This window comes from Streptomyces sp. C1-1, assembly GCF_050214755.1.
In the GTDB taxonomy this organism is placed as follows: Bacteria; Actinomycetota; Actinomycetes; order Streptomycetales; family Streptomycetaceae; genus Streptomyces.
On the sequence record NZ_CP189826.1, the window covers coordinates 4,551,451 to 4,575,177 of the forward strand.

A 23,727-nucleotide genomic window follows, 5' to 3' on the forward strand; every position below is an offset into this window, starting at 1 on the left:
TCACTTCTCCGCGAGGACCGGGTCGATCATCGCGCGCAGCTTGTCCTCGCTGAGCGCGGCCAGCGAGCGCGCGGCGATCTTCCCCTGGCGGTCGAGGACGAGGGTGGAGGGGATCGCCTGCGGGTTGAGTGTGCCCTTCCTGAAGCGGAGCATCAGCTTGCCCGTGGGGTCGTAGAGGCTGGGGAAGCTGACACCGTACTGCTTCTCGAAGGCGCGGGCGTTGGCGACCTGGGCGTCGCGGGTGTTGATGCCGACGAACTGGACGTCCTTGGCCTTGAGGTCCTGGTAGACCTTCTCCAGGTTGGGCGCCTCGGCGCGGCACGGGGCGCACCACGAGCCCCAGAGGTTCAGGACGACGACCTTGCCCTTGAAGGAGGCGACGTCGAGTGCGTTGCCGTCGATGGTCTTGCCGGACAGGTCCGGTGCGGCGGCCCGCTCCCCCTTCTTGACGGTGGAGATGCCGTCCTTGCCCATGACGAAGTTGGTGTCACCACCGCCGCCCGACGTGCCGCCCGAGCTGCACGCGGACAGCGTGAGGGCGGCGGCCGCGGCCGTCGCGGCGAGCAGGGTGGCACGGCTTCGGTTCGAGCGCAGGGGGGTGCGGCTGGTGGCACTCATGTGAAAAGTTTCGCATGCCCGTTCTGGGGATCTTGCGCACCCCCCTCGCCGGCTCCCCGACCGCCGGAACCCGCACGTCAGGCGGCTTTTCCGGTGGGCGTGGAGGACGCGGTGGAGGTCTCCTGCAAAAACGTCTTCCAGCCGCCGGCCGGCTGCTGTCCGACGTCGAGCGTGCGCAGCTTGGCGAGCACTTCCGGCTTCTGTACGTCCATCCAGTCGACGAACTGCCGGAAGGAGACCAGCCGTACGTCCGCGCCCTTCTCCTTCTCCCGGGCGATGTGCTTGAACGCCGCCTCGACGGAGTCCATGTAGATGCCGCCGTTCCAGTGCTCGAAGTGGTTGCCGACGAAGAACGGCGCCCGGTTGGTCTCGTATGCCCGCTTGAAGCCCGATATGTAGGCGTTCGTGGACTGGGTACGCCAGGCCGGGTAGTTGTAGGCGGGCGCCTGGGTCGAGTTGATCGACTGGTTGGCCAGCATGTTGTAGTCCATCGACAGGACCTCGAAGGAGCGGCCCGGGAACGGGATCTGCTGCAGCGGCAGGTCCCAGATGCCCAGCTTCTTGTCGGGCCAGACCTGGCGGCCGCCGGGTGAGGAGGCGTCGTAGCGCCAGCCGAGCTCCTTGGCCGTGGGCAGCAGGTTGTTCTGGCCGAGCAGGCAGGGGGTGCGGCCGCCGACGAGTTCCTTCTCGTAGTCGAAGGGGAGGGAGGGCAGGTCGCTCCAGCCGGTGTTGGTCCGCCACTGCTTCACGAAGGACTTGGCCTGCTGGATCTCGCTCCTCCACTGGGCGGGCGTCCAGTTGCCCACGGTTCCGTAGCCGGAGCAGAAGTGGCCGTTGAAGTGGGTGCCGATCTCGTGGCCCTCGAGCCAGGCGCGGCGGACGTTGGTCAGCGTCGCCTTGATGTGCTCGTCGGTGAGGTAGCCGATGTCGGAGGCGCCGCGCGGGTTGTTCGGCGGGTTGTAGAGCCGCTTCTTCGACTCGGGCAGCAGGTACAGCCCGGAGAGGAAGAAGGTCATCGAGGCGCCGTGCTGCTTGGCGAGGTCGAGGAAGCGCGGGAAGAGGCCGTTGCCGACCTCGCCGGCGCCGTCCCAGGAGAAGATGACGAACTGGGGCGGGGTCTGGCCGGGCTCCAACGGCTCGGGCTTCTTCGGCTGGTGGGGCTGCTTGCCGGTGAAGGAGGTCGAGCCGTCGCCGAGGGGCCGGGCCGGGTGGGACGTACCGCCGGACTTGCCGCCGCCCTGGGAACCCGGGGCGTGCTTCGACCCCTCTGACGGTGTGAGGGAGCCGCAGGCCGAAAGTCCGGCGGCGGCCGCGGCGCCCGCGCCGAGACCGAGCATCCCCCTGCGAGAAAGAGCGCGCATTCCATCCCCGATTCGTCATGTACTCCGGTGGTCACCCATTCAGAGGACATGACGAACGGGGGGGTTCCCCTCGATCACACCGATCTCGCAACAAATGTCACGGGTGTGTATGACGACGCGTCACGCGCCGAAGGCCTTCGCCTTCCCCTGCACCGGCTTCGCGCCCGCCCGCAGGTGGGCCGGGACGAGGTCGATGGCGGGCTCGCTGTAGCCCACGGACACGATCTTGTCACCCTGGTACGTGAAGCTCGTCAGCGACGCCAGTGTGCACTGCCGCTTGCGCGGGTCGTGCCACAGCCGCCGCCGCTCGACGTACGAGCGCACGGTCCAGATCGGCAGCTGATGGCTGACGAGCACGGCCTCGTGGCCCCGCGCCTGCTCCTTGGCGGACTCCAGCGCCTGCATCATCCGTACGACGATGTCGACGTACGGCTCGCCCCACGACGGCCGGAACGGGTTGGTCAGGTACTTCCAGTTGGCCGGCTTCCGGAGCGCGCCGTCCCCGACGCCGAAGGTCTTGCCCTGGAAGACGTTGTCGGCCTCGATGAGCCGCGCGTCGGTCGCGAGGTCGAGCCCGTGCGCCTTCGCGACCGGCGTGGCGGTCTCCTGGGCCCGCTCCAGCGGGGAGGCGCAGACGTAGGTGATGTCACGGGAGGCCAGGTGCTCGGCGACCCGGTCGGCCATCTGCCGTCCCAGCTCGGACAGGTGGTACCCGGCGAGACGGCCGTAGAGGATGCCGTCCGGGTTGGCGACCTCGCCGTGCCGCACGACGTGGACGACGGTGATGTCCTTGTTGTCGGTCTGCTCGCTCATGCCGCCGTGGCCTCCGCCGCCGCTCGGGCCGCCGCCGGGAGGGCGTCGGCGATGCGCTGCACGGCCTGCTCGTCGTGGGCCGTGGACACGAACCAGGACTCGAAGGACGAGGGCGGGAGGTAGACGCCCTGCGCCAGCATCGAGTGGAAGAACGCGGTGAAGCGGAAGGACTCCTGCCGCTTGGCGTCCTCGTAGTCACGGACGTCCCGGTCCGCGAAGAAGACGGAGAACATGTTGGAGGCGTTCTGCAGCCGGTGCGCGACGCCCTCCTTGCTCAGCGCCTCCGTCACCAGCCCCTGGATCGTCTCCGACACCGAGTCGACCGTGGCGTAGGCGGCGTCGTCCAGGAGACGGAGCTGGGCGAGACCGGCGGCGGTGGCGACCGGGTTCCCGGACAGCGTGCCGGCCTGGTAGACGGGACCGGCGGGCGCGAGGTGCTCCATGACGTCGGCGCGGCCGCCGAAGGCCGCGGCCGGGAAACCGCCGCCCATGACCTTGCCGAAGGTCATCAGGTCGGGCCGCACTCCGTCGATCCCGAACCACCCGGCCCGGCTGGTGCGGAACCCGGTCATGACCTCGTCGGAGATGAAGAGGGCGCCGTTCTTGGAACAGGCGTCCTTCAGGCCCTGGTTGAAGCCCGGGCGGGGCGGTACGACGCCCATGTTGCCCGGCGAGGCCTCGGTGATGACGCAGGCGATCTCACCCGGGTGCCGGTGGAAGGCCTCGTTGACGGCCTCGAGGTCGTTGTAGGGCAGGACGATCGTGTCGCCGGCCTGGGCGCCGGTGACGCCGGGGGTGTCGGGGAGGGCGAAGGTCGCGACCCCGCTGCCCGCCGCGGCGAGGAGCGAGTCGACGTGTCCGTGGTAGCAGCCGGCGAACTTGATCACCTTGCTGCGCCGGGTGAAACCGCGGGCGAGCCGGATGGCGCTCATGGTGGCCTCGGTCCCGCTGCTGACGAGCCGGACCTGCTCGACGGGCTCCACCCGGGCGACGATCTCCTCCGCGAGCGCCACCTCGCCCTCACCGGGAGTGCCGAAGGAGGTACCGCGCGAGACGGCGTCCTGGACGGCGGCGATCACCTCGGGGTGGGAGTGCCCGAGGATCATCGGGCCCCAGGAGCAGACGAGATCGACGTACTCCCGCCCGTCCGCGTCCGTCAGATACGGGCCCGAGCCGGACACCATGAACCGGGGCGTGCCGCCCACGGCGCGGAAGGCGCGCACCGGGGAGTTCACGCCGCCGGGCGTGACGGCGGACGCGCGGTCGAACAGCGCCTGCGACACGGGGGCTTCGTAGGAATATGGCAGTTCGCTCATGACCAGCGACTTCTCCGACCTTCTCGGGACTGCTCGGGACCACGCACTTCGGCTCCGGTTGCCTGTGACCTCCTCAGGGTAGGCCAGCGGGTACGGACGGCAGGGAGGGCGCTGCTGACCGGAGAAACAGTGGTGCCCCGAGTCGATCTGCGAAACTGGGTCCTGATACACACAGCTCAAACGGCCTTCTCGTACGTATGCATGTACGCAGGCGTGTTCAGAGGCTGCGAAGATCCTGCGGACAGGTGTTTCAGCGCACGTTTCGGCGGGCGGCCGTGGGGGAGGTCACTGACACGATGATCGGGTTGCGCGGCGGGGGCCACGCGTCCTAGAAAAGCAGTCGGGTGGAGATATGCATCGCGGTGGCGGACTGGGCGAGGGGACTGACGACCTGGGTCCTCGACGTGCCCGGCGGGGAAGGCACCGACGCGAGGCGGAGGAAGCTACCGAGACACGTCAGAGTCAGGGTGTACCGAGTGAGCCCGAGCAGTTCGACCGGCGCGGCGACCGCCGGCTCGACAGCCTGCGGGCCGGGAGCAGGAATGGTGGTCGGGTGGGGGTGACGTACAAGTACTTCGGCGCGCCGGACGGTGCGACCGCGGCCCGCGTCCCGATCTCGATGCGTCCCGAGGAACTCGGCGGCGACGAGCTCGGCATGAACGGCATGTTCACCAAGATCAAGCCGGAGACGATGGCGGCGATGGTGCTGACGGGCATCGAAGGCGTGCCCCTGCACAAGGTCCCGCCGCTCGAGCTGGTCGTCCTGCACCCCGACTACGCGGTCGTCAAGCTCCCGATGACGGTGGTCGACCCCCTGCGCGGCATAGGCGAGGAGGCGGTGGGCGCGGCGGCGTTCATCTGGTCGACGGTCCCGGACCGGGGCGGCCCGCGAGACGCCTTCAACGTGTACCAGCTGCTGCACGAGTGGCAGGACTTCTCGCACCGGTTGCATGAGGCGGGGCATCAGCCCTACTGCCTGGTGTGGCCGTGACCTGGGGTTTCTTGCGGATCGGGCGGGGTGTGACTGCGACCGGGTGACCCGGGAGGGGCGCGCCCTCAGCGGGCCTGGCTTCGACGGGAGCGCCACAGGGAGCGGGCCGCCAGGTAGAGCAGATCGGCGACGAGGAGCAGTACACCGGTGGACGACAGATAGAGCATGCCGTCGACGGTCGCACCGATGACGATCAGCGCGATTCCGGCGACGAGCAGGGTCAGGAACAGGACCATGGCGCGCTGCCTCTCTGGAGGGAACCGCGGCGTGGACGACTGCGGGGCAGTCGGGAGGAGCCGCGCCGCGAGCCGGGTCTCCCTCTCACTCGGTGGGGGCTGACGGGTCCTCCGTGGGGGTCCGGCCCCGGGGCTCTCAGTCGGCGCGTCGTGCGCGGTGGCGGACTTCGTTGAGCCGGACTGTCGAGGGGAGGCTGTCCAGGCCGACCGAGTCGCGTGCGTGCGCGAGCGTCTCCCGGCTCAGTCGCTCCAGAGTCCGCGCTGGATCGGCGTGGGGCTCCAGCAGCAGCCGTACGTGCGCGGCCGGAGCGGTACTTCGGCCGGTCAGCCGTACATGAGCCCGCGAGACCTCGTCCAGGGCCTGCGCCTCCTTCTCGATCACGTCCTCCAGTGTGCCGCCGTCGAGCCGGGCCGCGACGCCGTCCCCGCTGTCGACGAGGACGCCACCCAGGCGGTGCTTGCGCTGGGCGAGGAGCCACCACAGCAGCAGTGCCAGCAGTACGGCGAGCACCGCGATGACGGTCGGCCACCACCAGCCTTCGTCCCGCCACCGGGTGCGCCCCTCGGTGCCCAGCACCACGTCGTCGGGCCCGCGGAAGGGCCACCAGCCCGGCAGGCCGAAGTCCCAGTGGCGCGGCAGGTCCAGCCCGCCCAGCAGCACACCGCCGCCCAGGGCGAACAGTCCGAGGCCGAGAAGCCCCAGCAGCACCCGGTTCACCGTCCTGAGCATCGGGATCACCTCAGCCCTTCTTCGGGCGCCGCACGCGCACGGTCAGTGTGGGCTGCCGGACGAGACCCAGAACCGTCACGGCTTCGCCCAACGTGGCGTCCAGGTCCGCGCGGACCTCCTCGAGATCGCGGAAATGGGCACGCGCGCGGGCCTTGACCTTCCGGCGGCCGACGGCGACCTGTGCCGACTGGACACCGGGTACCCGCACGGCCCGGTCGCGCAGCACCAGGGCGGCCGCGCGGCGGTCGAGCCCGGCACGGACTGCTCCTTTCCCGGAGACACCGGCGGGCTGCCGCATGGGCAGCAGCCGGCGCATTCCCGGCGTCACCGCCAGCAGGAGAAGCCACAGACCGAGGGCCATAGCCACCGCGGCCCCGACGATCATCCAGACGTCGTCCAGGGGGCGGGTGGCCAGTTCCTCGGCGAGCCGCCGCCGCCAGCGCATCGCGGACCGGCCCGTACGGACGACGATCACGTCGTACAGAAGCAGTCCGGTGGCCGCGGCGGACAACAGGGCCACCACGGCCGCGGGAATCCGCCGCGTCGCCCAGAAACGGCGCATCCGCCGGCCCGATGCCTCGACCGGCGGTGCCAAGTCGGCTCTTGCCGGGTCCTTGCCCCGGTTGCCGTCCGTAAGGGGGTCCGCCTTTCCGGGGCCGGGGGGAAGGTCGCTGTCACCGGTGGGCTCCCGGCGGGTGTTCGCGCTCATCTCACCCTCTCCTCGCCCGCGTGCCGCGTATGCGCCGAGTGCAGTCGTCCGACCGACACCACGAGGTCCGACACGTCCAGACCGGACCATGCCCTGAGCCGTTCGGTGACCTCCCGGCGCACCGCGGCGCACTGCGCCCCGATGTCGGACGGATAGCCGAGCTCGACCGTGATGCGCAGCCGCGCCTCGCCGAGCGCCGCCTGTCGTCCGGCTGCGGACTCGCCGTCCCGCGGGGCGGTCTGCGGCTCTGGTGCCCGCCGCACGGAAGCGGTCACGTGCGTCTGCCGGCGGCCCGGCGGTACGCGGCCGGCCGACTCCGGGAACCGGCTCAGCGCCTCCCGCGCCACGTGGGAAGCGATCTTCGTGACGACCCGGTCGGTGACGGTGGTCGCTCCGCGCTCCCTGCGGGGGATGCCCGGACGCCGCTCGGCTTCACCGGTCACCGCCGCCAGTCTCCCCGAGCACGTCGACGGTCGTCACGGATCCGCTCCTGCTGGTCCCGGCGGTGGACGAAGTCGCCCAGTTCGAGATCACCTTCCATGAACCGTCCGACCACGAGACCGACGACGCCCAGCACAAGCACCAGCAGGAACGCCCAGAAATTGCCGAAATACGCGGCGAAACCCAGCGCCATTCCGGCCATCAGGCCCACCACGGCTCTGCTCATCACGCGCTCCTTCGCTCACGCGGGCCACTGCGCCCCGGCTACTGGATCCGCTGCCGTTCTTCCGCCCCTTCGTCCTCCTCGTCGGGGAGCTTCACATCGCTGACCGTGATGTTGACTTCGACGACTTCCCGGCCCGCCATCCGCTCCACCGCGGAGATCACGCTCTCCCTCACCTCACCGGCGACATCCGTGATCGAGACGCCGTAGTCGACGACGATCTCCAGGTCGATGGCCGCCTGCAGCTCTCCGACCTCGACGCTGACCCCGCGGGTGGCGGACTTGCCGCTGCCGGCGCCGGGCATCCGCTCCCTCATCGATCCCATCGAGCGGGCGAAGCCGCTGCCCAAGGCGTGGACGCCGGGCACGTCCCGTGCCGCCATTCCGGCGATCTTCTCCACCACCACGTCGGCGACCGTCGTCCGGCCACGGGAAGCGGGGGCGCCGCCATACTTTGCGCCGATGTTCTCGGTCATCGGGATTTTCCTCCCTCAGAGGATCGTTTTGTCCTCGCTTTTCAAATTATATTCACTTTATTGAACATTGCGACGGGGGAGGAATGTCGCGAGGGGCGAGGGTCGGACAGGTCGCCTGAGAGAGGGTGAGACGCCCGTGAAGACCGAAGCATGGACGCAGGCGGTACGGCACCAGTTCGGCCTGGGCCGGCTGCTGCCGCTGGGCGGGCCCGCCGACGGGGCATGGATCACCGAGCAGACGGCCGTCCAGGTGCTCGGGCGGGCTGCGAGCGAGATCCCCGGGGTACGGCTGGAGTCCGTGCGTATCGGGCCGGCGCCGCTGGAACCCGTGTCCGAACCGGCCGTCCGTCCGCCGGCCGGCGCGATGCCGCCGGGCCCGCTCCGGATCGAAGCCGCCTTCTCGGCATCACTCGGGCGGCCACTGCCCGAAACCGCCGACGAGTTGAGGAGCACGCTGCTGGACGCCGCCGCTCGACGGCTCGGCCTGGCCACCGTGACGGCCGACCTGCGCGTCACTGGTCTCCACGAGATCCCGCAGACGGACACGAAGTCGCGGACCGGTGCGGAACCCATGAGGCCCGCACCGGCATCCCCAGCCCCAGCCCCGCCTGCACCTGCGCCCGCAGCCGCAAGAAGCTCGCTCCCGGGTGCCGGAGCGGGCTCCCCGCGAGGGCCCGTCGGAGACCTGGCGGACGTCGTAACGGGAGTTCCGGGCGTCGCCGGCCTCGCCAGCGTGCTGGGGACCCGCCCGGTCAAGGTGGAGGACCGTGCCGACCAACCCGGTCGGCGTGTCGAGGTCCACCTCGCGGTTGCCCCCGGACACCATCCCCTGGAAGTCGCGCGCACCGTCCGGGCGTCCGTGGCCGCCGCGGCGGCCACGGACGCCCCGGGCCCGGTCACCGTTGCCGTCCTCGTCACCGGGACCGCGGCCTGACCGGCCCGGAGTCGAGCACGCCTCAGCGCTCAGCGGGATCCGGCTCACCGACCGAGTCGGTCTGTTCTGCCGAAAGGCATGCGGACCGCTCCACAGGCCCCGTCCGTCATGGTGTGAGGCACTCCCGGCCGGGTACCCGCCCGCGGACAGAGGGCCTGCGCAGCCGCTGACCGACGAAGCAGACCTCCTCCCGTTTCCGCGGTCGCGTGCAGCGTCCGCACGACGGAGGACGTAAGACCCTGCCTGCGGCCCCTGCCAGCGGCTACCGGGGCGGCCGCCGAGCCGTTCGGCCTTTCCCGGAGAGTCTTCCACCATCATGAGCAGCAACACCATGGTCCGGCCCCCGCCCTCGGAGGCGTCCGGCAGCGACTTCGCCCAACTGTCGAGAAAGATCGCCGCCGCCGGGCTGCTGGGGCGCCGCCCCGGCTACTACGCGCTGCGGACCACGGTGGTCGCCGGGCTCTACGTAGGCGGGTGGGCCGCCGTCGCGCTCATCGGCGACAGCTGGTGGACACTGGCCGTGGCCGCCTTCCTGGCCGTCGTCTTCGGCCAGGTCGCCCTGCTCGCCCATGACGCGGCGCACCGCCAGGTGTTCCGCCGACGCCGGGCCAGCGAGCTGTCCGGGCGGATCGCCGGTGCGGGAATCGGGATGGGCTACGGGTGGTGGCAGGACAAGCACACTCGCCACCACGCCAACCCCAACCACGAGGAACTCGACCCCGATCTCGACCCCAACCTGCTGGTCTGGTCCCAGGACCAGGCCCGGGCCGCCAAGGGGCTCCCCCGGCTGATCGGTCGCCGGCAGGCGTTCCTGTTCTTCCCGCTGCTCACCCTGGAGGGCTTCAACCTGCACGTGTCGAGCGTGCGGGCACTGCGCAATCGCTCGCTCAAGCAGCGCCCGCTGGACGGCGTCCTGCTGTTCGCGCACTTCGGGCTCTACCTGACCGTGCTGCTGTGGCTGCTGCCGCCCGGTATGGCGATCGCCTTCCTCGCCGTCCACCAGTGCCTGTTCGGCGTCTACCTCGGTTCCGTCTTCGCGCCCAACCACAAGGGCATGCCCATCCTGAAGGGCGCGGACCGCCCCGACTTCCTCCGTCGCCAGGTGCTCACCTCACGCAACGTGGGCGGCGGCTGGTTCACCGACCTCGCCCTGGGCGGGCTGAACCACCAGATCGAGCACCATCTGTTCCCCAGCATGCCCAGCCCCAACCTGCGCAGGGCCCGCACCATCGTGCGACGCCACTGCCAGGAACTGGGTCTGGACTACGTGGAGACCGGATTGATCACCTCCTACCGGCTGGCCCTCGCCAGCCTCCACCAGGCCGGAGCACCACTCCGGCACGCCCGCGTCGCACCCTGAGAGCCGCCGATCCTGATGCGGACGATGCCGCTGTCGAGGTCGATCGGCCCGCGGCAGGGGGCGCGCTCGCCCTCGTCGTCGCGCATCCACTCCGGACGCTGTCGCTCGTCCTGGACGTGGTGGGCGCTCGGGAGGAAGGGTTGGCGCGTCAGCCGTTGCGGGCGGCCTCCGGGCCGGTGATGCGTTTGAGCAGGGGGAGGGGCGAGGCGATGATGCCCAGCGAGGCGACGAGGCCGAGGGCGACGAGCGCGTAGTACGCCACGCCCGGCGCCACCAGGTCGTGACCGGTACGCACTTCGCCGCCTCCGCCCTGTTCCTGAAATCGCCGATGCGCCAAGCGGCAGGGCGACGTTCTCCTCGGCGGTCAACTAGGGGCTGCCGGCCGAACTGGAAGACGAAGCGAAGTGTCGCGGCGCAGGACGCTGCGCTCGGCCTCGTTCAGGGTGTCGATGCGGCATCCGTCGAAGTGCACCTCGCCCGAGTCGGGGGTGAGGATGCCGGTCAGGCCTGCCGGTCGGCGCGCCGCCGCAGGTCCGCGCCGCGGCCGGGCGGGGAGTAGGCTGGAGAAACCGAGGGCATTTCGTACACCGGCCGCCACGCCGGGTCGTTCTCGGCGAGACACAAAGCCCAGGCCGCCGCAGCCGGCGGCCTGGAGACGGGTCCGCATCATGTCGGCCACCCTGTACCCCACCCTGCCGCATCCCGAGCCCGTCGCAGCCCCGGCCGTGCGTCTCGCCCTGAAGACCGACGGCGCCTCCCGCGGACTCCTGGACGGTGCCTGGTGGCCCCGCTCCCGGGACCTGCTGAGCGAACTGCCCGCGCTGACGGACGTGTTGGACCCCTTGTGGGGCCGCATCACCCGCATCGCCGTCAACCCCGAGCACTGGCCGGTCATCCCCCGCAAGGTTCCGGTGCACGGCCACGTCGTCAAGGTCGGCTGGTTCACGCCGGAGATCGACCCGCACAAACTGCTGCTGCTCTCCTACGGCACCGGCCGCTGGGACCTGTTGATCATCCCGCCCGGGACCGGCGCGGAGTCGGCGGCCCGCCTGATGGCGGCGGCGTCAGACCGCGACGGCCCGCCGCTGACCGCGAGCGCGCTCATCGCCGCGGACGAGGCCCGGCACGGCGTCGCCGCCACCGAAGCGCAGCTGGACGCGGACGAGGCATGGGAGTACGAGGGCGGCGCCTCCGCGATGTCGTCCGCGGCGCCCGATCTCCGCCTTGTGAGGAGGCTGCCATGAACGCGTTCCTGACCGCCGCCGCGTTCGTCGTCCTCATCGCAGCGGCGGCATACGTGATCCACCGGCTCAACATCGAGCACGCCGACAGGATCGCCGTGCACCGGTACAGCGCCCCCCGGCCCGACCGCCGCGGACGCGGCACTCCGCAGTCCCCGCTGGGACCGCACCGGTCCGGCCCGCCGACCGCCGACGAACGGCGGGACCACCGCGACGGGGGGCGTGGCCGCTTCCCGCCGCGCCGCCGCAGCAGTCGTACCACCCGCCACGGGTGAGACGGGCCGGTGGGATCCAGGGATCGAGGCATCATGACTCTTCCGCGGCTGAACATCTACCGGCACGACCGGGGCAGGCGAGCACTGATCACGCTGGCCGGTGAGATCGACGCGACCACCGCGCCCCTTGTCCGCGCCGCTCTGGAACGGTGCCTGTACGACGGCATGACCACCATCGACGTCGACCTGACCACCGTCGGCCTCTGCGACCGCAGCGGCCTTCGTGTCTTCCTCGACACCTCACGTCACGCCGCCGAGACACACGCGTCCTTGCGACTGCACTACCCGTCCGCACAGACCGCACGGCTCCTCGCGGACACCGGCTCGAACCGCGTGCTTCCTGTGACGGACCGCGCCGACGCCTCGCGGGCCGTGGGAGGCGCTACCGCTCCGCACCGTCCTCGATCAGACGACGGTGCGGTTCGGTGGTCATGAGGTGGATCGCTCGGGTCAGCTCGGTGTGTCGGTCTTGAGTTCCAACTCCTGCTCGACGAAGTCGTGGTCGGCCTTGATCTGCTGGAAGGCCGCCTGCCGGTTCTGGCCGATCATGACCAACGTGGAGAGGAAGATCGCCTCCAGCGAGACCACGAGCGTCAGCGTGGGCCAGGAACTGCCGCCGACCACGCCGGACTCTGCCGGCACCAGCGGCCGCGGCCGGTGGTGGACGCCGACGGCCCCCACGGCGGCCTCGCCGCCCCGAGACAGCCCGCCGGCCGGGCCCGTCGTAGGCGAGAACACGCCGATGTCCACGGCAGGACACCCGTCGTACTCGTGACGCCGAGCATGCGCCGGACCCTGGAGAGACGGCCAGGACGCGGCGCGCCGCCAGTGCCGACGCACGAGGTCGACCGTGGTCGAGTCGCCGTGCCGAGGGTGTCGACGACATCGACCTCGAACAGCGTCACCGCGGGCCCGCCCGGCCGGCTCAGCTCTTGCTGAGCCGTGGCCCGGTGTCGCCCGTGCCGTGCAGCACGGCCAGGCGGTGACGGTACTCGTCCTCGTCGATCTCACCCCGAGCGAAGCGCTCGGCGAGCAGCTGCTCGGCGGTGGAGCTCGCCGGGCCGCGCGGCGGGGTGCCGGTGGACGTCGGGGAGTCGCCCGACCGGGCGAGGGCGCGGAAGAGCAGGACGCCGAGCGCGATGAGCACGGCCCAGAACAGGATCATGCCGACCGACATCGTGAACCAGCCCCACCCGCTGACATCGTGGTTGTACCAGAACATCACGGCACTCACCCTCTCGCGGCCGGACCGCCACGGACCGACACCCGCGACCGCTGCCCGACGTCTCACCCCCCACCATCCCGCCCACCTGGGGCGCGGGCATGGGCCGGTGGGGACAGCGCCCCGGGCCGATGGACCCTGACGTGCCGACCCGCCCGGCGGCCTCAGCCGGACAGGGGGACGTCCTCGTCGCCTATGCACTTCCCGTGCTGCGCCACCGGTCTCACCACCCGGCTCATCGCCACCAGCACCTCGTCCGTCCCGGCGAACCTGTCGGAGACCGTGACCTCGACGGCGGGGTCGCGGCCGTAGGTGACGAGGACCCTGCGGGTACTGCCGGGCTCGGCCGGGCGCCACACCCAGTCGACGCCGTCGACGCTCAGGCACGCGTCCGGCGTCGGGGCGGGGGGCTCGACACCGCAGCGCGCGGTGACGTCACCGTCGCCCCATATTCCGACCCCGGGCAGCGAGGTGCGATCCCGGCGCCGCCCGCCGAAGCCGTCCGGGTACGCCCGCGCGATCCGCGCGCACTGCGGTGTGCCGCCCGCGGCGGCGGCCTCGATCCCGAAGTCCGGCGCGCTCACCTCACGCGCCACGAGCACGCCCCCGACGACGACCCCGACCCCGCCCAACGCGACGGCGACCCGCACCCGCCGTCCACCCCGTAAAGCCTTCACGCCCTGTCCTCCCCCACGGCAGGCACCCGCCCGCCGCCCCGAACGGGAAGTCTTCCACCGGCACCACCCCCACCCGCACGGCCCCCACCGATCACCACCGTGCCTCCGCAGGATTCGCGGTACGAGGGGCACAGCGCCCCCGCCCCAGGGCAATCCGGTTCCGCCCGGCTCCGGGCCCGACGCCCGCCACCGCCGACCCGTGCCGCTCCTCTCGGGCCCCCGCCCGCCTGCCGCATCAGCCCCATCACCCCGGCCCCGCCGACCCCCGGCACGCGGCTCCAGCCGTCCGCCCCGGTCTCACCCCCCGTCGCGCAGTCCGCCCGTGGGGATGCCGCCGACGGTGAAGCCGATCACCGCACCGCCTCCGTCGCGTTGGAGGGCGAAGGGTGCGCCGCCGTGGGCCATGGCCACCTCGCGGACGATCGACAGGCCCAGGCCGGAACCCGGCAGGGACCTCGCGTCGGCGGCCCGGTAGAAGCGGTCGAAGATGCGGATCAGGTCGGGGTCGGCCACGCCGGGGCCGCGGTCGAGGACCTCGACGCGGACGGTGCCGGGGCGGGCGGGGCCGTGGACGGCGATCTCGATGGGTCCGTTGCCGTCCCGGTCGAACTTGGCCGCGTTCTCGACGAGGTTGGACAGCGCGCGGGTGAGCATGCCGGGCCGGCCGTCGGTCGTGGTGTCGCCGCTCGCGCGGACGGTGATGACGCGTCCGGTGCGGCGCCGCGCCAGCCCGGCGACGTCCTCGGCTATGTCGGCGATGTCCACCCGCTGCGGCGGCTCGGTGTCCGACTGGCCCGCCGCCAGGTCCACCAACTCGTTGACCAGGTCGGTCAGTTCGCGGGCCTCCTGGCCGAGGTCGGCGACGAGTTCCTCACGGGTGGCGGGCGGCAGCTCGTCGATGCGGCGCAGCAGGGAGATGTTGGTGCGCAGCGAGGTCAGGGGGGTGCGCAATTCGTGGCCGGCGTCCTGGACCAGTCGGCGCTGGTCCTCCTCGGACTGGGCCAGCCGCCCCAGCATGCGGTCGAAGGCGCGGCCGAGGCGGCCCACCTCGTCGTAGCCGGCGACCGGCACCTCGATGCCGAGCTGCCGGGTGCGGGCGACGTCCTCCGCGGCCGAGGTCAGGATGATCAGGCGGCGGGTGATGCGCCGGGCCAGCCACCAGCCGAACAGACCGGCGGCCGTGACGACCGCGCCCATCAGGATGAGCGTGCGCTGTTGCAGGGCCCGCAGCAGGTCCTCGGTGTCGCTGAACTCCTGCGCGACCTGCACCGCCCCCCGCCCGGCACCGAGGGAGACGGTCGCGATGCGGTAGACGTCCGCGTCGACGTCCACGTCCTTGTGCTCGACCATCTTCCCGGCCGCCCGGGCGGCCGCGATCCTGCGGTCCTTGGCGATGACAGGCAGCCCCGGGCTCCCGGAGTCGACGACCTTCCCGTCCGGCCCCAGCACCTGCACGTCCGTCCGGGCGGGGCGGACGATGTCGTGCCCCGGCGCCGAGGAGGAGAAGTCGTCCGGCGTCATCCGGTGCTGGCGGACCTCGTCCCGCAGGTCCTGCACCACCTGGTCGAACACGGACTCCTGGTCGACCCGGACCAGCCGCGCGGCGGCGTTGTACGACAGCACGCCGACGAGCACGGTGACGGCCGCCGTGACCGTCGCGAACGACACGGCGAACGTGGTGCGCAGGGAGACCAGCCCGGGCCGCCGTCTGGCCAGCAGCCGCCTGAGCCGCCCCACTCAGTCCTCCCGCAGCACGTAACCCACGCCACGGACCGTGTGGATGAGCTGCGGGGCGCCGGGCTCGTCGAGCTTGCGGCGGAGGTAGCCGACGTAGACGGCGAGGTTCTTGGAGCCCGGGCCGAAGTCGTAGCCCCAGATCCGGTCGTAGATCGTGGAGTGGTCGAGGACTATGCCCGCGTTGCGTACGAGCAGTTCCAGCAGCTCGAACTCGGTGCGGGTCAGCTCCAGCTCGCGCTCCCCGCGCCAGGCGCGCCGCGCCTGCACGTCCATGCGCAGTCCGGCCGCCTCGATCTGCCGGTCGGCGGAGACGGTCGGGACCTCCTTCGGTACGTCGGCGACGGCGCCGTTGTCGGGGGACGTCCGGCGCAGCAGCGCGCGCAGCCGGGCGAAGACCTCCTCGACGTCGAAGGGCTTGACGACGTAGTCGTCGGCGCCCGCGTCCAGGCCGGCGATGCGGTCCGCGGTCTCGACGAGCGCGGTGAGCATCAGGATGGGGGTGCGGTCCCCCTCGGCGCGCAGCACCCGGCAGACCTGGAGGCCGTCGATGCCGGGCATCATCACGTCGAGGAGGAGCACGTCGGGCGGGGTGCGGTGGGCCTGCGCCAGCGCCTCGACGCCGTCGGCGACCGCGGTGACCTGGTAGCCCTCCAGGGTCAGGGCGCGTTCCAGGGCGTGACGGATGGCACGGTCGTCTTCGGCGAGCAGCACGGTTTGGGGCACGGGACCAGTTTGCCAAGCGCTGCCGCGGTTCAGCCGGGTGAGCTGGGCTACCATCGGCCTTTTTTACCGCGCTCTCACCGTCACAGAGGCAACCGCGACCCTACGCCTACCGTCTTCTCACCGTAGGTCGCGTGCCGCCTCAGACCGCGGCGGGGGCGGTCCCGGACGGGCCGGTGGGCGACAGCGCCGCGAGCCGGTCGGCGAAGGGCACGACGTCGAAGCCGTCCCGGACCGGCCGTGCACCGGACAGGCCCGTCATCAGCGCGGCCAGTTCGCCCGCCGCCCGCTCGATCCGTCCGTCCAGCCCCTCCGCGCCCCAGTCCTCCGACGCGGCGTACACACCGGTGGGTACGACCACGGCGCGCAGGTACGCGAACAGCGGGCGCAGCGCGTGCTCCAGCACCAGGGAGTGCCGGGCCGTGCCGCCGGTCGCCGCGATCAGCACCGGCTTGCCCTCCAGCGCGTCCTTGTCGAGGACGTCGAAGAAGGACTTGAACAGCCCGCTGTAGGAGGCGGAGAACACCGGGGTGACGACGATCAGTCCGTCGGCCTTCGCCACCGCGTCCTGGGCGGCGGACAGGGCGCGGCCCGGGAACCCGTTGGTGAAGTTGTGCGCGATCTCCACGGCGAGGTCGCGCAGCTCGACCACCTCGGTCTCGACCGGCGTGTGCCGGCCGGCGGCCGCGGCCAGCCGGTCACCCAGCAGCCGCGTGGACGAGGGCACGCTCAGCCCCGCCGAGACGACGACGAGCTTCATACGGTGGTCTCCTTCCGTGCGGCGGCGAGCAGGGACGTGTGGGTGGGCGCCTCGGGCACGTCGGCCGGGCGGCCGACCGCGAACTCCTTGCGCAGCACCGGCACGACCTCTTCGCCGAGCATGTCGATCTGCTCCAGGACGGTCTTCAGCGGCAGCCCCGCGTGGTCGACCAGGAACAGCTGGCGCTGGTAGTCACCGGCGTACTCCCGGAAGGCCAACGTCTTCTCGATCACCTGCTGCGGGGAGCCGACGGTGAGCGGGGTCTGGTCGGTGAAGTCCTCCAGGGACGGCCCGTGGCCGTAGACCGGGGCGACGTCGAAGTAGGGGCGGAACTCGCGCACCGCGTCCTGCGAGTTCTTCCGCATGAACACCTGGCCGCCCAGGCCGACGATCGCCTGCTCCGGCGTCCCGTGGCCGTAGTGCGCGTACCGGGTCCGGTACAGCTCGACCATGCGCTTGGTGTGGTCGGCGGGCCAGAAGATGTTGTTGTGGAAGAAGCCGTCGCCGTAGTAGGCGGCCTGCTCGGCGATCTCCGGGGAGCGGATGGAGCCGTGCCAGACGAAGGGCGGTACGCCGTCCAGCGGGCGCGGGGTGGAGGTGAAGCCCTGCAGCGGGCTGCGGAACTTGCCCTCCCAGTCGACGACGTCCTCGCGCCACAGGCGGCGCAGCAGCGCGTAGTTCTCTATCGCGAGGTTGATGCCCTCGCGGATGTCCTGCCCGAACCAGGGGTAGACCGGGCCGGTGTTGCCGCGGCCCATCATGAGGTCCACCCGGCCGTCGGCCAGGTGCTGGAGCATCGCGAAGTCCTCGGCGATCTTCACCGGGTCGTTGGTGGTGATGAGGGTGGTGGAGGTGGAGAGGATCAGCTTCTCCGTCTGCGCCGCGATGTAGCCGAGCATGGTCGTCGGGGACGAGGGGACGAACGGCGGGTTGTGGTGCTCGCCGGTCGCGAAGACGTCCAGGCCGGCTTCCTCGGCCTTCAGCGCGATGGCGACCATGGCCTTGATCCGCTCGCGCTCGGTCGGCGTACGGCCCGTCGTCGGGTCCGGCGTGACATCGCCGACGCTGAAGATCCCGAACTGCATGGTCGCTCAACCTCCAAGTTGTTGACCGTTAAACTATACCGGCAAACGAGGGCCGGGCTCCCGGTATTCCGCGCGTCGTCAGTGGCCCCCATTCCGTGCGTCGTCAGTGCCCCGCATTCCGCGCGTTGTCAGTGCCCCGTCCTACGATCCGGACATGGCCGCCCCACGCCGTGACACCCGAGGCATCGTCGGCGCCGCGGACTTCCTCGCGCGCGTGGACTTCCGCCGCCCGGACGCCGCCGGACCGCTGCGCAGGTACGTCGAGCACTACTGGCTGATCGACTGGGACCTGCACGAGCCGTACGTCTCGCACGTGGTCCCGCACCCGGCCGTCCACATCGTCTTCCAGCGGTTCGAGGGCCAGGAGCCCTTCGTGGAGGTCGCCGGCGTCCAGCACGGCCTGTTCACCCAGAAGCTGGAGGGGCGGGGCCGGGTCTGCGGCGTCAAGTTCCGCCCGGGCGCCTTCCGCCCCTTCGCACCGGACAGGCCGGTGAGCGAGTGGACGGGCCGCCGGGTCCACTTCCCCGAGGTCTTCCCGGGCGCCGACCTCGGCGCGGTCCTCGCCCCCGACGACGAGGCGGCCCGCGTCGCCGCCCTCGACACCTTCCTCCTCGCCCTGGACCCGCGGCCCGATCCGCAGGCCGATCTCGCCACGGCCCTGGTCGAGCGGGCGCGCACCGACCGCGGCATCCGCCGGGTCACCGAACTGGCCCGCACCGAGGGCATGTCCGTACGACTCCTGCAGCGCCTGTTCGCCGGGTACGTGGGCGTGGGCCCGAAGTGGGTCATCCTGCGCTACCGCGTCCACGAGGCCCTGGAGCGCGCCGAGACCGCGGACCATATCGACTGGGCGGCGCTCGCCGCCGACCTCGGCTACGCCGACCAGGCCCATCTGGTACGGGACTTCACGGCGACGGTGGGAGTGCCGCCGGCGGCGTACGCGGCGCAGGGCCTGCACTGACCCGTGGCCGCCAAATGCGCTTGACCGTCCCGGCCGACCCCTCGATATTTATCTGCGTGACACAGATTCTTCGTAACGCAACGGATACTCCTCCGCTGTCCTCCCGCGCCCGCTGGGCCGTCCTGGCGGTGGTCCTCGCCGCCGACGTCCTCGACCTCCTCGACGCGACCATCACCAACATCGCCGCGCCGACGATCACACGAGACCTCGGCGGGGGCGCCGGTCTCGTGCAGTGGCTCGGCGCCTCCTACGCGCTCGCGCTCGGCGTGCTGCTCGTGCCCGGCGGGCGGCTCGGCGACAGGTACGGGCGCCGCCGGCTCTTCCTGACCGGACTCGCCGGGTTCGTGGCGGCCTCCCTGGCCTGCGGCCTGGCCCCGAACCCGGCCACGCTGGTCGTCGCTCGGCTCGTGCAGGGCGCCTTCGGGGCGCTCGTCGTCCCGCAGGGTTTCGGCATCCTCGGCGCGACCTGGCCCCGCGACCGGATCGGGAAGGCGTTCAGCCTCTTCGGTCCGGTCATGGGCCTGTCCGCGGTCGGCGGGCCGATCCTCGCCGGATTCCTGGTCGACGCCGACCTCGCCGGGCTCGGCTGGCGCCCGATGTTCCTGATCAACCTGCTCCTGGGCGGCGCCGCCCTGCTCGCCGCCGCCCGCCTCCTCCCCCGGGACCGCGGCGACGCGTCCGTGGCCGTCGACGGCCCCGGCTCCGCACTCCTCGCGGGCGCCATGCTGGGCCTGCTCGGCGGGCTGATCGACGGCTCGGACGGCGGCTGGGGAACCCGACCGCTCGCCCTGCTCCTCGCCGGCCTCGCCCTGTTCGCCGCCTTCTGCCACCGCCAGCGCACGGCCCCCGAACCGCTGATCCGCCCGAGCCTGCTGCGCAACCGCGGCTTCACCTCGGGCCTGGTCGTCGGCGTCCTCACCTTCGCCGCGGTCGCCGGCCTGCTCTACACCGTCTCCCTCTACCTCCAGCGCGGCCTCGGCCGCTCCCCCGCGGGCACCGCGCTCGGCCTGATCCCCCTGTCCGCCGGGATCGTCGTCGCCTCCATCGCCTGCTACCGGCTGATCCACCGCCACGGACGCCGGCTGGTCGTCGCCGGACTGCTGTCGATCCTCGCCGGCTGCGGCTGCCTGGCCCTCGTCGCCGAAGGGGCCGCGTGGGCCCTCGTCCCGCCGTTCCTCCTCATCGGCCTCGGCATGGGCACCTGCTTCGGCACCGTCTACGACATCACCATCGGCGACATCGCCCCGGAGGAGGCGGGCAGCGCGAGCGGCTCGCTCAACGCCGTACAGCAACTCGCGGGCGCCGTCGGGGCGGCGGCCGTCACCACGGTGTACTTCCACACCGTCGGCGGCGGCGAGACCCACGCCCTGTACGCCGGCCTCACCACCGTCGCCGCGTCCCTCATCCTGTGCCTGCCCCTCGTACGCCTCCTGCCCAGCAAGGCACCGGCCGAGCAGCACCACTAGGGCGACACACGCCCTAGGGGACCAGTACCAGGCGCCCCCGGACGCCGCCCTCCGCGAGGCGTGCGTGAGCCTTGGAGGCGTCGTCCAGGGGGTGGGTCTCGGCGACCCGGAGGGTCAGCACCCCCTGGTCCACCAGCGCGGCGAGCTCGGCCAGGCCCGCGCCGTCGGGGCGGACCGCGACGGACGTCGTCCGCACCCCGCGCACCGACGCCGGCTCCCCGCCGGGCCGTACGCCGACGTAGGCGCCGCCGTCCCGCACCCACTCCAGGGCCGCCTCCCCGAGCACCGCGGCGTCCAGCACGGCGTCGACGGTGCCCGCGCCCACGGGACCGGAGGTGAAGTGCGAGGCGCCCAGGGACCGTACGAGCTCCTCGTCGCCCGTCCTGGCCTGCGCGGTCACCGACACCCCCCGGTGGGCGGCGAGTTGGACGGCGAAGCCGCCGACCGCGCCCGCCGCACCGGTGACCAGCAGGGACTGCCCCTCGGTCAACTCCAGCAGATCCAGGGCCTGTGCGGCGGTCAGGGCGTTCAGGGGCAGCGTCGAGGCGTGCACGGCGTCGACCGTGGCCGGCGCCTTCGCGACGGCGTCCGTGTCGACGACGACGTACTCCGCGTGCGTGCCCACCGGCCGCACCATGCCGGGGTCGAGGGCCACCACCTGGTCGCCGACGCTCCACGCCGTGGCCACGCCCGTCGCGTCCACCGTCCCGGCGACGTCCCAGCCGAACCCGATCTGCTTGCCCGCGCCTCCGAAGAATCCTTCCCGCACCCCGGCGTCCACCGGGTTCAGCGTGGCCGCCGCCACCTTGATCCGTATCTGCCGCGCCCCCGGCTCGGGCAGTTCCGTCTCCACGACCTCGACGGCCTCGGGCCCGCCGAAGGTCCGCACCACTGCTGCGCGCATCTCAACTCTCCCTGTTTCATGGGTATTTGTGCCGCTTTCCCGTGCACAGCGACAACCCTAGGAAGAGGCACTATCCTTTCGGAAGTAGTTACCTGAGAGTGCCTATGTCCCCCGGAGGGAAGCCATGGCGACCACGACCGCGGCCCAGCGGCGCGAACAGGCACGCGTCGAGTACGACGCCTTCATCAAGGCCTGTCCCACGAACGAGCTGCTCGGCCGCCTCAGCGACAAGTGGGTCAGCCTGGTCGTCGCTGCCCTCTCCCGCGGCCCCATGCGCTACAGCGACCTCAGCCGCAAGATCGCCGGCGTCAGCCCCAAGATGCTCACCCAGACCCTGCGCACCCTGGAACGCGACGGCATCCTCTCCCGCACCGTCACCCCGTCCGTCCCGGTCCGCGTCGACTACGAACTCACCCACCTGGGCGGCAGCCTCGCCCTCCTGCTGACCGCCGTGAAGGACTGGGCGGAGACGCACATCGAGGAAGTCCACGAGGCCCGGGGCCGCTACGACACGGAGAACGCCTAGAGGTGCCCGGCGGTTGGGAGTCGCCGCGCCCTGCTTACCCTCCCTACTCCCGCACCTGTTCCGGCACCTTCGGGGCCGACGGCGCCGGACCACGGCGGCCGTCCGCCGGACGGGGCACGGTCCCGAGCCCGGACACCCGCCCCGGCACCGGTGCCCGCAGGCCGTGGCGCCGGGCCGCGCGCCGCACGAGGAGCGCCAGGAACACGTAGAAGCGGTCGGGAAGGAACACGGCGTCCGCGATGATCATCGTGGCCGAGAACAGCGGCAGCCCCAGGACCACCGCGATGGCGAGGTGCATGCCCAGCAGGGCGCCGAGAACGGGGTACTTGAGCCTGCCGAAGAGCACGAACGGGAAAGCGACCTGCGTGAGCACGGTCAGGTAGCCGACGACCGCCAGCACGAGCGGATACCGGTCCATCAGATGGGACAGCTCGGGCCACGGCTGGAAGAGGTCGAGGTTCAGCACGTAGTGGAGAGCGGTGCCGTCGTCCCAGAAGGAGCCCTGGACCTTGTAGAGGCCTGCCGATCCGTACAGGAAGCACACCTGCGCCGCGATGACGAAGACGCCGCAGTTGTGCACCACTGTGGCCAACGTGAGCCTTGCTTCGCTGAGTTGCCGGGCGGCGGGGCCTCGCACCCGCCGCGGTACGCCGTCCGCACGTTCCGCCCTGATCCGCTCTCTGCGCGCGTCCAGGGACCAGCGGCGACCGCACGCGGTGAGGACGAGGTAGAGGGCCATGAGCAGGAGGAGGTTGTCGCCGCCGTCCGTCATGAAGATCGCTCTGGCGTGGAAGGAGGCGACCACGGCGGCGAAGAGCACGGACGTGGCCCGGGTCCGCCAGCCCATCATGAACAGCGCGGACGTCACGAGGGCCAGCGCGTAGCACAGCTCGAAGTACACACGGCTGTCCGACAGGATCAGGAAGCTGTACCAGCCCGTCTGGTCGAAGAGCTGTGCCGCCAACGCGGGGGTCCACGGGGAGTCGGGGCCCCAGATCTCGTCGCGGTGCGGGAACTCGCGCAGGAGGAAGACCAGGTAGAGCAGCCCGTAGCCGATGCGCAGAACCGACGTCGCGTACAGGGACACCGGCCGGCCGGTGACAAGTGCCCAGAAGGCGTCGGTCCGGGTCAGGAGCCGACGGTGGAGCGAGCCCGAGGCCCAGGCTGCCCGGCCCGCGGACCGGTCCGGTGCGACCGCCGGGGCGGGAAGTTCGCTGATCCGCTCATTTCCCATGGGGGCTCACCTTCCACCAGGGCAGGAGCCGGTTCTCCACCGGCGTCGGAGGCCGGTGCCCGGTCGCCGTACCGGGCGCGGCGACGGGCAGGGTGACGACCCGCAGCTGGATGAACTCGAACGGGCCGCGGTGCTGACCGGCCACGCGGTCGGCGGCGATGTTGCCCAGGTACTTCTGCATCATCACGGCCCGAGGCGAGCGTGCCGTGTCGTCCTGGCCGTGCGTGTCGACGTAGGAGGCCCAGGCGCGGCGCAGCAGGTTCTGGGCGGTGTGACTCGGAAACGGATCGTGCTCGACGGCGGCACGGTCCAGGGCGGTCAGGTCGATCCATCGGCTGACCCGCGTCGAGCCGTCGGACGCCGTGTGCGCGGTTCTCACCAGGACCCGCCGGTTGACGTTGTCGGGGTTGGGGGCGAAGAGCCGCCAGTTCTGTTCGAAGAGGGGATACACCCAGGCGTCGACCTGCCGGCTGTACCGCTTGGAGACGGGATTGGGCGGCGCCACGTGCAGAAAGACGGCACCCACGTGGACCAGAGCCGCCGCCAGACACAGGAGGACGGCGGCGTGCAGCCCCGCTCTCAAAGGCGCGGCACCTGGGGGCTGCCCGCCGGGTGGGGCCGCGTCGCCCTGCCGCTCCCCGGGGAGCGGACCGGCATCGGACCGCCCGGTTTCCGTCACGCGCGCTGAATCAATTCCGCTCGACACCGCCC

General features: G+C 71.6%; 30 protein-coding genes and 1 pseudogene. 9 read left to right on the forward strand and 22 right to left on the reverse strand.

The genetic code is table 11. The annotated features are described in order from the left end of the window. The 4 genes from ACQF4J_RS20730 to hemL form a co-directional block, all read right to left on the reverse strand. Positions 1-618 (reverse strand): TlpA family protein disulfide reductase, encoded by a 618-nt coding sequence (locus ACQF4J_RS20730; protein ID WP_427166455.1) that lies wholly within the window; start codon positions 616-618, stop codon positions 1-3. Positions 619-695: 77 nt separating this feature from the next. Then, a complete protein-coding gene (locus ACQF4J_RS20735; protein WP_351580181.1) occupies positions 696-1,979 on the reverse strand; it encodes a hypothetical protein in 1,284 nt (427 codons plus the stop codon). 120 nt (positions 1,980-2,099) lie between these two features. Continuing rightward, positions 2,100-2,792 carry a histidine phosphatase family protein gene (locus tag ACQF4J_RS20740; protein ID WP_351580178.1) on the reverse strand — a complete coding sequence of 231 codons (693 nt, stop codon included), beginning with the start codon at positions 2,790-2,792 and terminating at the stop codon, positions 2,100-2,102. Continuing rightward, positions 2,789-4,108 carry a glutamate-1-semialdehyde 2,1-aminomutase gene (hemL, locus tag ACQF4J_RS20745; protein WP_351580175.1) on the reverse strand — a complete coding sequence of 440 codons (1,320 nt, stop codon included), beginning with the start codon at positions 4,106-4,108 and terminating at the stop codon, positions 2,789-2,791. The genes ACQF4J_RS20740 and hemL overlap by 4 nt, the downstream gene beginning before the upstream one ends. A gap of 352 nt (positions 4,109-4,460) precedes the next feature. Here hemL and ACQF4J_RS20750 point away from each other — a divergent pair, with 352 nt between their 5' ends. After that, positions 4,461-5,099 (forward strand): hypothetical protein, encoded by a 639-nt coding sequence (locus tag ACQF4J_RS20750; RefSeq protein WP_351580172.1) that lies wholly within the window; start codon positions 4,461-4,463, stop codon positions 5,097-5,099. 65 nt (positions 5,100-5,164) lie between these two features. On the opposite strand, the gene ACQF4J_RS20755 is transcribed toward ACQF4J_RS20750, so the two are convergent. The 6 genes from ACQF4J_RS20755 to ACQF4J_RS20780 form a co-directional block, all read right to left on the reverse strand. Next, complete coding sequence (locus tag ACQF4J_RS20755) at positions 5,165-5,335, reverse strand: hypothetical protein (RefSeq protein WP_351580169.1); 171 nt, start codon at positions 5,333-5,335, stop codon at positions 5,165-5,167. A 136-nt stretch (positions 5,336-5,471) separates the two neighbouring features. Then, complete coding sequence (gene amaP, locus ACQF4J_RS20760; RefSeq protein WP_427166458.1) at positions 5,472-6,065, reverse strand: alkaline shock response membrane anchor protein AmaP; 594 nt, start codon at positions 6,063-6,065, stop codon at positions 5,472-5,474. Between the two features lie 10 nt (positions 6,066-6,075). Next, complete coding sequence (locus ACQF4J_RS20765) at positions 6,076-6,774, reverse strand: DUF6286 domain-containing protein (RefSeq protein ID WP_351802442.1); 699 nt, start codon at positions 6,772-6,774, stop codon at positions 6,076-6,078. Next, the gene (locus ACQF4J_RS20770) at positions 6,771-7,217 is read right to left on the reverse strand and encodes an Asp23/Gls24 family envelope stress response protein (protein WP_351580160.1); all 447 of its coding nucleotides are present in this window, start codon (positions 7,215-7,217) and stop codon (positions 6,771-6,773) included. The genes ACQF4J_RS20765 and ACQF4J_RS20770 overlap by 4 nt, the downstream gene beginning before the upstream one ends. Then, positions 7,214-7,441 (reverse strand): hypothetical protein, encoded by a 228-nt coding sequence (locus tag ACQF4J_RS20775; protein WP_351580157.1) that lies wholly within the window; start codon positions 7,439-7,441, stop codon positions 7,214-7,216. The genes ACQF4J_RS20770 and ACQF4J_RS20775 overlap by 4 nt, the downstream gene beginning before the upstream one ends. A gap of 38 nt (positions 7,442-7,479) precedes the next feature. Continuing rightward, positions 7,480-7,914, reverse strand: a complete 435-nt coding sequence (locus ACQF4J_RS20780) for an Asp23/Gls24 family envelope stress response protein (protein WP_351580154.1) — start codon at positions 7,912-7,914, stop codon at positions 7,480-7,482. 136 nt (positions 7,915-8,050) lie between these two features. Here ACQF4J_RS20780 and ACQF4J_RS20785 point away from each other — a divergent pair, with 136 nt between their 5' ends. Then, positions 8,051-8,848, forward strand: coding sequence for a hypothetical protein (locus ACQF4J_RS20785; RefSeq protein WP_427166459.1), 798 nt, complete (start codon positions 8,051-8,053; stop codon positions 8,846-8,848). Between the two features lie 316 nt (positions 8,849-9,164). Beyond that, positions 9,165-10,208, forward strand: coding sequence for a fatty acid desaturase family protein (locus tag ACQF4J_RS20790; RefSeq protein WP_427166460.1), 1,044 nt, complete (start codon positions 9,165-9,167; stop codon positions 10,206-10,208). Here the strand turns inward: ACQF4J_RS20790 and ACQF4J_RS20795 are convergent. Together ACQF4J_RS20795 and ACQF4J_RS20800 are read right to left on the reverse strand one after the other, a co-directional pair. After that, a complete protein-coding gene (locus ACQF4J_RS20795) occupies positions 10,139-10,360 on the reverse strand; it encodes a DUF6191 domain-containing protein (RefSeq protein ID WP_351583189.1) in 222 nt (73 codons plus the stop codon). The genes ACQF4J_RS20790 and ACQF4J_RS20795 overlap by 70 nt on opposite strands. Continuing rightward, on the reverse strand, positions 10,357-10,503 hold the full coding sequence (locus ACQF4J_RS20800) for a hypothetical protein (protein ID WP_351583195.1): 147 nt from the start codon (positions 10,501-10,503) through the stop codon (positions 10,357-10,359). The genes ACQF4J_RS20795 and ACQF4J_RS20800 overlap by 4 nt, the downstream gene beginning before the upstream one ends. Before the next feature lie 282 nt (positions 10,504-10,785). Between ACQF4J_RS20800 and ACQF4J_RS20805 the strand changes: the two are divergent. The 3 genes and pseudogenes from ACQF4J_RS20805 (at position 10,786) to ACQF4J_RS20815 (ending at position 12,159) form a co-directional block, all read left to right on the forward strand. Next, a pseudogene (locus tag ACQF4J_RS20805) lies at positions 10,786-11,452 on the forward strand (DUF5994 family protein). After that, positions 11,449-11,724, forward strand: coding sequence for a hypothetical protein (locus ACQF4J_RS20810; RefSeq protein WP_351583105.1), 276 nt, complete (start codon positions 11,449-11,451; stop codon positions 11,722-11,724). The pseudogene ACQF4J_RS20805 and the gene ACQF4J_RS20810 overlap by 4 nt, the downstream one beginning before the upstream one ends. Positions 11,725-11,757: 33 nt before the next feature. After that, entirely contained in the window at positions 11,758-12,159 is a 402-nt protein-coding gene (locus ACQF4J_RS20815; protein ID WP_351583108.1) for an STAS domain-containing protein, read from the forward strand. 15 nt (positions 12,160-12,174) lie between these two features. Here ACQF4J_RS20815 and ACQF4J_RS20820 read toward each other — a convergent pair whose 3' ends face one another. From ACQF4J_RS20820 to ACQF4J_RS20850, 7 genes are all read right to left on the reverse strand, one after another. Next, positions 12,175-12,474 (reverse strand): DUF1003 domain-containing protein, encoded by a 300-nt coding sequence (locus ACQF4J_RS20820; RefSeq protein WP_351583111.1) that lies wholly within the window; start codon positions 12,472-12,474, stop codon positions 12,175-12,177. A gap of 175 nt (positions 12,475-12,649) precedes the next feature. Continuing rightward, on the reverse strand, positions 12,650-12,946 hold the full coding sequence (locus ACQF4J_RS20825) for an SHOCT domain-containing protein (RefSeq protein WP_351583114.1): 297 nt from the start codon (positions 12,944-12,946) through the stop codon (positions 12,650-12,652). 164 nt (positions 12,947-13,110) lie between these two features. Then, positions 13,111-13,623 carry a DUF3515 family protein gene (locus tag ACQF4J_RS20830; RefSeq protein WP_351583117.1) on the reverse strand — a complete coding sequence of 171 codons (513 nt, stop codon included), beginning with the start codon at positions 13,621-13,623 and terminating at the stop codon, positions 13,111-13,113. Between the two features lie 297 nt (positions 13,624-13,920). Next, positions 13,921-15,360: a HAMP domain-containing sensor histidine kinase gene (locus ACQF4J_RS20835; RefSeq protein WP_351583120.1), complete on the reverse strand. Its 1,440-nt coding sequence runs from the start codon at positions 15,358-15,360 to the stop codon at positions 13,921-13,923. Further along, on the reverse strand, positions 15,361-16,071 hold the full coding sequence (locus ACQF4J_RS20840; protein ID WP_351583192.1) for a response regulator transcription factor: 711 nt from the start codon (positions 16,069-16,071) through the stop codon (positions 15,361-15,363). It lies immediately after the preceding gene. Between the two features lie 151 nt (positions 16,072-16,222). Beyond that, positions 16,223-16,840 (reverse strand): FMN reductase, encoded by a 618-nt coding sequence (locus ACQF4J_RS20845; RefSeq protein ID WP_351583122.1) that lies wholly within the window; start codon positions 16,838-16,840, stop codon positions 16,223-16,225. After that, a complete protein-coding gene (locus tag ACQF4J_RS20850; protein ID WP_351583125.1) occupies positions 16,837-17,925 on the reverse strand; it encodes an LLM class flavin-dependent oxidoreductase in 1,089 nt (362 codons plus the stop codon). Before ACQF4J_RS20850 ends, ACQF4J_RS20845 begins: the two co-directional genes overlap by 4 nt. 154 nt (positions 17,926-18,079) lie before the next feature. On the opposite strand from ACQF4J_RS20850, the gene ACQF4J_RS20855 reads away from it, so the two are divergent. Continuing rightward, positions 18,080-18,886, forward strand: a complete 807-nt coding sequence (locus ACQF4J_RS20855; RefSeq protein ID WP_351583128.1) for a helix-turn-helix domain-containing protein — start codon at positions 18,080-18,082, stop codon at positions 18,884-18,886. A 56-nt stretch (positions 18,887-18,942) separates the two neighbouring features. Continuing rightward, on the forward strand, positions 18,943-20,352 hold the full coding sequence (locus ACQF4J_RS20860) for an MFS transporter (RefSeq protein ID WP_351583131.1): 1,410 nt from the start codon (positions 18,943-18,945) through the stop codon (positions 20,350-20,352). A 13-nt stretch (positions 20,353-20,365) separates the two neighbouring features. On the opposite strand, the gene ACQF4J_RS20865 is transcribed toward ACQF4J_RS20860, so the two are convergent. Then, on the reverse strand, positions 20,366-21,256 hold the full coding sequence (locus tag ACQF4J_RS20865; protein ID WP_351583134.1) for an NADP-dependent oxidoreductase: 891 nt from the start codon (positions 21,254-21,256) through the stop codon (positions 20,366-20,368). Between the two features lie 124 nt (positions 21,257-21,380). Here ACQF4J_RS20865 and ACQF4J_RS20870 point away from each other — a divergent pair, with 124 nt between their 5' ends. Then, positions 21,381-21,782 carry a winged helix-turn-helix transcriptional regulator gene (locus ACQF4J_RS20870; protein WP_351583137.1) on the forward strand — a complete coding sequence of 134 codons (402 nt, stop codon included), beginning with the start codon at positions 21,381-21,383 and terminating at the stop codon, positions 21,780-21,782. A gap of 43 nt (positions 21,783-21,825) precedes the next feature. Here the strand turns inward: ACQF4J_RS20870 and ACQF4J_RS20875 are convergent, their stop codons facing one another. Continuing rightward, positions 21,826-23,016, reverse strand: coding sequence for an HTTM domain-containing protein (locus ACQF4J_RS20875; protein WP_351583140.1), 1,191 nt, complete (start codon positions 23,014-23,016; stop codon positions 21,826-21,828). Further along, positions 23,006-23,599 carry a DUF5819 family protein gene (locus ACQF4J_RS20880; RefSeq protein ID WP_351583143.1) on the reverse strand — a complete coding sequence of 198 codons (594 nt, stop codon included), beginning with the start codon at positions 23,597-23,599 and terminating at the stop codon, positions 23,006-23,008. Before ACQF4J_RS20880 ends, ACQF4J_RS20875 begins: the two co-directional genes overlap by 11 nt. Positions 23,600-23,727 lie beyond the last annotated feature (128 nt).